Annotated in this window: 4 protein-coding genes and 1 pseudogene; 2 read left to right on the top strand and 3 right to left on the bottom strand. The window is 51.3% G+C overall.

What is annotated here, in order from left to right; translation table 11 throughout:
- The 3 genes and pseudogenes from KDK14_RS14450 to rpsF all read right to left on the bottom strand — a co-directional run.
- Nucleotides 1-321: pseudogene (locus tag KDK14_RS14450) on the bottom strand (hypothetical protein); the annotation flags it as partial.
- A 21-nt stretch (nucleotides 322-342) separates the two neighbouring features.
- Entirely contained in the window at nucleotides 343-567 is a 225-nt protein-coding gene (rpsR, locus tag KDK14_RS14445; protein ID WP_257265876.1) for a 30S ribosomal protein S18, read from the bottom strand.
- A 113-nt stretch (nucleotides 568-680) separates the two neighbouring features.
- Nucleotides 681-1,097, bottom strand: coding sequence for a 30S ribosomal protein S6 (rpsF, locus tag KDK14_RS14440; protein ID WP_257265875.1), 417 nt, complete (start codon nucleotides 1,095-1,097; stop codon nucleotides 681-683).
- Nucleotides 1,098-1,604: 507 nt separating this feature from the next.
- On the opposite strand from rpsF, the gene KDK14_RS14435 reads away from it, so the two are divergent.
- Together KDK14_RS14435 and KDK14_RS14430 are read left to right on the top strand one after the other, a co-directional pair.
- A complete protein-coding gene (locus tag KDK14_RS14435) occupies nucleotides 1,605-3,377 on the top strand; it encodes an autotransporter assembly complex family protein (protein ID WP_257265874.1) in 1,773 nt (590 codons plus the stop codon).
- The gene (locus KDK14_RS14430) at nucleotides 3,374-7,228 is read left to right on the top strand and encodes a translocation/assembly module TamB domain-containing protein (protein WP_257265873.1); all 3,855 of its coding nucleotides are present in this window, start codon (nucleotides 3,374-3,376) and stop codon (nucleotides 7,226-7,228) included. Before KDK14_RS14435 ends, KDK14_RS14430 begins: the two co-directional genes overlap by 4 nt.
- Nucleotides 7,229-7,460: the final 232 nt, after the last annotated feature.

The following is a 7,460-nucleotide window of genomic DNA, read 5'->3' as shown; positions in this document are numbered from 1 at the left end:
CACCAGAGCGATGACCGCTCCACCTGGCAGCAGTGCCATCAGGGTTTTCTGCCAGGAGACCGTTTGGCGTAGTACCAGGGCCAGGGCCACGGTAGTTGTCAACCCAATGATCGTGGAGAACTGCCCCATGGCTGCCCAGGCAATCCCCGGCAGCACTGCCCAGGCAAGTATTTTCAGCCCTTCACTGGCGCCACGACGGAGTATGACCAGTGAAATGATGGCGGCACTCAACCAGAACAGCATGGGAATACAGGCAAACACCGTAGCCAGGATCATTGCCTGTTTCGGGCCACGCATTGCCAGTTCTGCCAGTCCACGCATCAGCTATACCCTGTGAATGAATCAGTGACGGTCGGTGTATGGCAACAGAGCCACATAACGAGCACGCTTGATCGCTGTTGCCAGCTGACGCTGGTAACGAGCCTTGGTACCGGTGATACGGCTGGGAACGATCTTGCCGGTTTCGGAAATATAAGCTTTCAGAGTGTTCAGATCTTTGTAATCGATCTCTTTCACGCCTTCAGCGGTAAAACGGCAGAACTTTCTGCGACGGAAAAAACGTGCCATGGCAACGCCTCCCTGGATTTATGTTGAATGGTCAGGAGCTGGTTAAAGCAGCAACCTGAAAGCTATAGACAGTCATGAGCTATAGACAGTCGTGAGCGACTGAACGTCAGGTGTTACTCTTCAGACTCTTCTGCTTCGTCTTCCACGGCTTCTTCCGAGGCACGCTCTTCACGACGATCGTCACGACGATCTTCACGGCGATCACGCTTTTCTTCCGACTGCAGCATAATAGACGCTTCAGCGATGGCTTCATCACGACGAATAACCATGTTACGGATAACCGCGTCGTTATAGCGGAAGTTTTCCGTCAGCTCATCCAGCGTTTCGTTGCCACACTCAATGTTCATCAGAACATAGTGAGCCTTGTGGATCTTGTTGATTGGGTAAGCCAGCTGGCGACGGCCCCAGTCTTCAAGACGGTGTACCTTGCCACCATTTTCGGTGATAGCGCGAGTGTAGCGCTCAACCATGGCCGGTACTTGCTCGCTCTGGTCAGGATGGACCAGGAAAACGATTTCATAATGACGCATTATTTGCTCCTTACGGATTAAATAGCCTCCTGCAGTTTTTTACCTCCGACAGCCGCCGAAAAGATTTTATCAAGCAGTAAGGCAAGGAGAGTGTGAGCACAGGTGCCCACCGATTACTGCATTCACAAGGAACAACCTCTTTTGACCAAAAAGGCGCCCTTGAGAATGTGATATACGCCGGGCACATTGACCGCAGCGTACAAAGAGCCGGAATTTTAGAGATTTGTTACGTTGGTTGCAAGGGGGACGTTAAAAAGCTGATAACATAACCATTCCGTTTGGCCAGCAACGCTTGAACATATCAAAAGGGCTATAGGAAACAAAAAATATATGCAAAGAGCAGGATGGCTGTTCGGCAAACCCATTAAAAAATGACAGTCATGCTCTGAAGGTCGATACAGTTTCCAGAGCGTGCCAACGCTCAACTGTCTGTTATCTGTAATTTTCTCTAATTTACCGTGTTTATTGCCGGGAATGTGGACCCAATATTGTCACTATCATTGAATTATGGTCGATTACGAAAGCACAGCACTCATCCATACACCGACACGGCGGATCGGCCTGTGGCTGCTTATCATCCTGCTCTTTTCTGCATCTGCCTGGGCGACAAAACCCCTGACGTATAAAATCAAAGGGTTAGACAAGGCATTACTGCAAAATGCAACGCTCTATCTTGATAATCTGCCAGTCATCAAGCCCGAACAGCTGGATGAATACCGACATGAAATCCAGGAGGCACTGCAAAAATCACTCATGGCCCTGGGTTATTACCAGCCCACCATTGACTTGCGCAGAGGCAAAAAGCCCGCCAATCAGCTCATCATCGATATCAACCCGGGTAAGCCCGTGATCGTCCAGTCCCTGCAAATCAATCTGGAAGGGGATGCCCGAAAAGACCGGGCATTTACCCGGCTGATCAGGCAAAACCCGCTAAAAGTGGGCGATACCCTGAATGATGGTGAATATGAGGCATTGAAAACAGGACTCAATAACCTGGCCCTGACCCGTGGTTATTTTGATGCAAGGTTGACTGAGCATCAGATCAAGGTTTACCCCGACAAACAAACGGCAGACATTACCCTGACCATGAAATCCGGCCGACGATACCGGTTCGGACCGATTATTTATGACGCCCCGGTAAGCGAAGCCACCCGTGAGTTGCTGAACACCATGATCAATTTTCAACCGGGGCAACCGTATCGCTCTGAAAGGCTCAGCCAGTTAAACATGGACTTTTCGGCTACCGGATTCTTTAAATCCATCGAAGTGCGCCCTCTCCAGGATAAAGCCGTTGATGGTGAAGTGCCGATTTTCGTCAGTGTGAGCCCCAAAACAGCCTGGGAGCTGGAGACCGGTATCGGCTTTTCTACGGACGAAGGCCCAAGGGTATCCCTGAATATTGTTAACCCATGGCTAGATCAAAAAGGGCACAGTTTTACCAGTGATATCAAAGTGTCCCGAACAGGGCAGGAACTGAGTGGGCGCTATAAAATCCCTTATGGCAACCCCCTGCTCGAATACTACAGTCTGGACAGCGGTTACCAGAGAACGTCGCTCCAGGATACCGACAGTCAGCTCGTTTCCGCTTCCATTAACAAGTGGAAAAAGCGACCGGGTAACTGGGACCAGGACTTTTTTATCCGGGTAGATTATGAGAACTACACCCAGGGGCTACAGAACAGCAGTAACCTGCTCCTGATACCCGGCATGTCATTTGACCGCCGAAAAGTGGTGGGCAACCCGACGGATCCCCGCTCAGGGCACCTCTATAACCTGAAAATCGAAACCTCTGCCAAAGCCTGGCAGTCGGATGCTGACTTTATCAAAGTGTGGGGCCGGGCCAAATGGTTGACCACGTTCTTCCGGCATCATCGGTTTATCAGCAGAATCGAGCAGGGCGCCATCCGGGTGGATGACATTGAAAATATCCCGCCATCCATTCGCTTCTTTACCGGTGGTGACCAGACGATCCGTGGCTACAGTTATGACAGCATATCCCCAAGGGACAGCAGCGGTCAGCTGGTTGGCGGCCAGTACCTTTCGGTAGCCAGTATTGAATATGACTATGAAATTATCGAAAACTGGCGGGTCGCCTTATTTGTTGACAGCGGGACCGCAACCAACGCCTACAAAAAAGGTCAGGTTGAATGGTACACAGGCACAGGGCCGGGCATCCGCTGGGTGACGCCCCTGGGGCCGGTGAAACTGGATTTTGCCTTTGCTGTCAGTGAACCCGGCGCTCCCTGGCGAATCCACTTTTCCATGGGGCCAGATTTATGAGTGCTCCGGATAATAACCCTGACCATAACGGGCATGCCCCGGCAAAGCCGTTCCCGGCGAAAAAAGTGATCAAGCAGGGCTTATTGGCCACAGCTGTCTTCCTGATTACCCTGATTCCACTGCTGTTGTTTACTCACACCGGCAACACCCTGCTCTGGCGAGAGCTGGGCAATGCGCTTCCGGCACTGGCTGGGGAACTGACGGAAGGCCAGCTGATGACTGGCTGGCATATCAGGAATTTCCGCTGGCAAGATAGCCAGGTCGCCTTTCAGGCTGATGATATAACCCTTGAGTGGCAGCTTGGAAAACTGTTAACAAGGCAACTGCCGGTGCAACTGGTGGCAATTAACGGTGGCAACCTTGAGATTCAGCCAACGGTGGAAAAAACCGGGCCGTCAGCACCGACCGTTCCCGATTCCATGACCATTCCGCTGGATATTCTGATCAATCAGATCCATATTCAGAATTTCGAAGTTACCTTTGCAGGAAATAGGATTTCCCTGGAATCCTTTGCAGCAAACGCCCGTATACAGAATAGTCAGCTGTTTATCCCTGAAGCGCGGGCAAACAACCTTCGGCTTCTGTTAAAAGACCAGGCAACGTCCACCCCAAAGGCTTTAACACCGGACAAACCAACGCCAACAGGGATTGATCTCTCAACAATCACTCTGCCGGAAGTCAAACTGCCAATACCTGTCAGCCTGGAAAATTTCACCCTGACCAACGCCCGCTATCAGCAAGGTGATATTGATGAAACCCTGCAAGCGCTGGCGCTGAGTTTCAACTGGCAAGTGACTCATATCACCAACCTGACACTCAAGGCAGAGCAAACCAGGGCCAATATTCTTTTAAACGGTGAGATAGCGCTATCGGAAAACTATCCATTAAGCCTGACTCTGGATGCCACTATTCTGGATGATTTCAATATTCCTGAGCTGACAGCCATTAAAGGGGACAAGCTATCACTGGCCGCCTCGGGCGATCTTGGCCAATTAGAGCTGCGGCTGGCCACGCAGGGTGCCATCAATACATCACTGGAAGGACATATTGGCCCTCTTGCCCCCGACTTTCCCCTGAGCGTTGCCCTGAAATGGAGCCCTTTCCAATGGCCGCTGCAAGATAACTCACCCGGAATGTCCGCCGACCATGGCCTGGTCAGAATCACCGGCAATCTGAATCAGTATCAGCTCTCACTGGACACAACCATTAAAGTGGCTGCGCAGCCAGCAACCCGAATGCGTTTGGAAGCCTCTGGCAGTTTGCAGCAACTCACCATTGAAACACTGTCACTGAGCCCTGCCGATGAAGGCAATCGTGCTGAAAAACCGCTGGCACTGACCGGAACACTCAACTGGAAAGATGGGATTCATTGGCAAGGAGATATTCTGCTGTCAAAACTACAGCCAGAGTTGTGGCTAACAGACCTTCCCGGAACGCTCAGTGGCAAAGTAACAACTCGATTTACGATGACCGATGGCTCTTGGCAGCTAACCATTGCGGAACTGACGATCAATGGTTCCTTACTGAATAACCCCCTTGAGTTGACTGGAAAACTGGTATCTGACAACCGGACCAGGCCAATGGCCGCTTTACCCTTCAACGTGAATATTCCCCACTTTCATGCAGCCCTTGGCGAGAACCGTCTTGACCTCAGCGGCCAAATTGCAGAACAAATGTTACTTAGTGCCAAACTGGATGCCAGGTCACTGGATATGATTGCCCCGGACGTGAAAGGCTCCCTGCAAGGCAGGGTCAGGCTAACCGGGAGCGATACCCAACCGCAGCTTTCGTTCAGCTTTGACAGCCCATCCATCGATGTTCAACAGACCCGTATCAACCGGTTACACGTGACTGGCGAATTAACCAGAACATTTTTACTGGAAGGTAAAACCACACTGGAAGGTAAAACCACGGTTAAGGCAGACTCGGTAATCCGTGGCAATAATCAGCTGAAGCAGTTACTGCTGACTGCCAATGGCAGTGAACGGAATCATCAAATAGTCTTGAAAACGCAAGGTGAGCCGGTATCCGGTGAGTTAAAGGTTAACGGCGTTTGGCAGGGCGGTAACAGCCATGGCAAATGGCAGGGCCAGTTAGCCAGTGCCAGGGTAATGACAACGGTGGATACCTGGTCTCTGGAGCAGCCTGTTCACATCGTCATGGATACTCAAGCAGTAACACTGACAGATCAATGCTGGCTAGCCAAACCGGCGCGACTGTGTATTGACGCATCAACATTTTCAGCCACCCGTGGAACCTCACGGTTTTGGCTATCAGACTTTAACCTGTCAAACCTGAAACCACTGTTGCCAGACACCGTTGACTGGCATGCCACACTCTCGGGCAAGGGTGATATCCAATGGGATAACGGCCCGCCTATAGCCCATATCCAAATTCAGACGACGCCGGGTGAAATCACCAGCACCTCAGACAAGCCAGCTTCTGTGAACTACCAAACACTCTCCACCGTGATTAATCTCATGGAGAATGATCTCAAGGCCGCGTTTGACTTTGACTCAAAACAACTGGGGGTCGCTCACATCCATCTGGCCATCAACAATATACACAGTGACCAGACACTGAGCGGGCAAGCCAGACTGCAGGATATGCACCTGAACTTTCTGCAATCACTGATTCCGGATATCAGGCAAATCGATGGCATTTTATCCGCTGACACCCGCATGGGTGGAACCTTGACTGATCCCTTGCTCTTTGGCCACCTGAAACTCCATGACGGTCGGCTGGCCGCCAAACAGGATATGGTCAAAGTCAGCCACCTGGTCACCGAGCTGACTTTGGAGGGCAATAAGGGCAAGATCAATGGCCTTATGAACGTAGGCGATGGACAGATGCACTTGTCCGGCAACCTTGACTGGCAACAGATGCCCCCTGCCGGAGTGATTGCCATAAAAGGGCAAAACCTTGGCGCCCGGGTGCCGGGAATCCTCCGGCTGAAAGCTTCCCCCGATTTAAGGCTCACCATTGGCGAAGCGCAAACCCTGACCGGCAACATCACCATTCCCTGGGCAAGGGTGAACATCAGGCAGCTGCCCGGGCAGGCGGTTACCCCATCGGATGATGTGGTGATCATCACCCCGGGAGCCAGGGAAACTGTATTGCATGCAGGCCCTCCATTCTCCATGGATGTGAATGTGGTGTTAGGCAAAGACATCAAGATCGACGCCTATGGGCTGAAATCAGACCTTGGAGGCCAATTACTGCTGGCTCTGCAGCCCGGAAAACCGATGGTTGCCGATGGTTCTATTCACCTGATCAACGGCCGCTATCATCAATTTGGACAGGACCTGCTGATCAAGGAAGGCAATATTATTTTCTCTGGCCCGCTGTCAAACCCATACCTGGCAGTGAACGCAATTCGCAACCCTGACAGCATAGAAGGCGCTGTATCAGTTGGCATTCAGGTGAGCGGACCGCCATCCCGGCCGGAGTTTTCTATCTATTCGGACCCACCCATGCCACAGCAGGAGCAGTGGTCTTATCTGCTCAGGGGACGAGGACTGGAAGGTGGTGACAGTTCGGCGGTGCAATCCATGCTGATCGGTTTCGGTGTCGGCCAGCTTGGCGGCGTAGTAACCTCCATTGGCGAAAAAATCGGCCTTTCCGATGTTACCCTCGACACCCGGGGCAGTGGTAATGATACCCGGGTCACCATTGGCGGCACTGTGGCGCCAGGCCTGCGGGTGCAATACGGCGCCGGTGTTTTTAACTCCATAGCTGAAATTAAGGTACGCTACGAATTAATGCCGCGACTGTACCTTCAGGCGGTTAGTGGTATTGCCCAGGCGATCGATCTTTTCTACCAGTTTACAATTGCGACAGAAAAAAAATAGAGCACATCAGATTTGATGAGTTCAATGTCTGGTGCTGACTTTCAAAAAGTATCACATCGTTATTAATGGCTTTAGCAAGCATTGATGTTTAATTGAGAAAAATTGCATTGACTGTTTGGGGGGGGGAACTTAATTTTAGAAAAATTGTCAAAAAATATACAAACCAAGGGGGCTGTTCAACAGGGCGATAGAATCGGCCTTACGATCGTTCCAATCAAGGCTAATTTAAACG

Origin of the sequence: Endozoicomonas sp. ONNA2, assembly GCF_024606365.1 — a bacterium.
Taxonomy (GTDB): domain Bacteria; phylum Pseudomonadota; class Gammaproteobacteria; order Pseudomonadales; family Endozoicomonadaceae; genus Endozoicomonas.
Note: the sequence above shows the minus strand (reverse complement) of the source record. Positions and strands in the feature narration are given on the sequence as shown.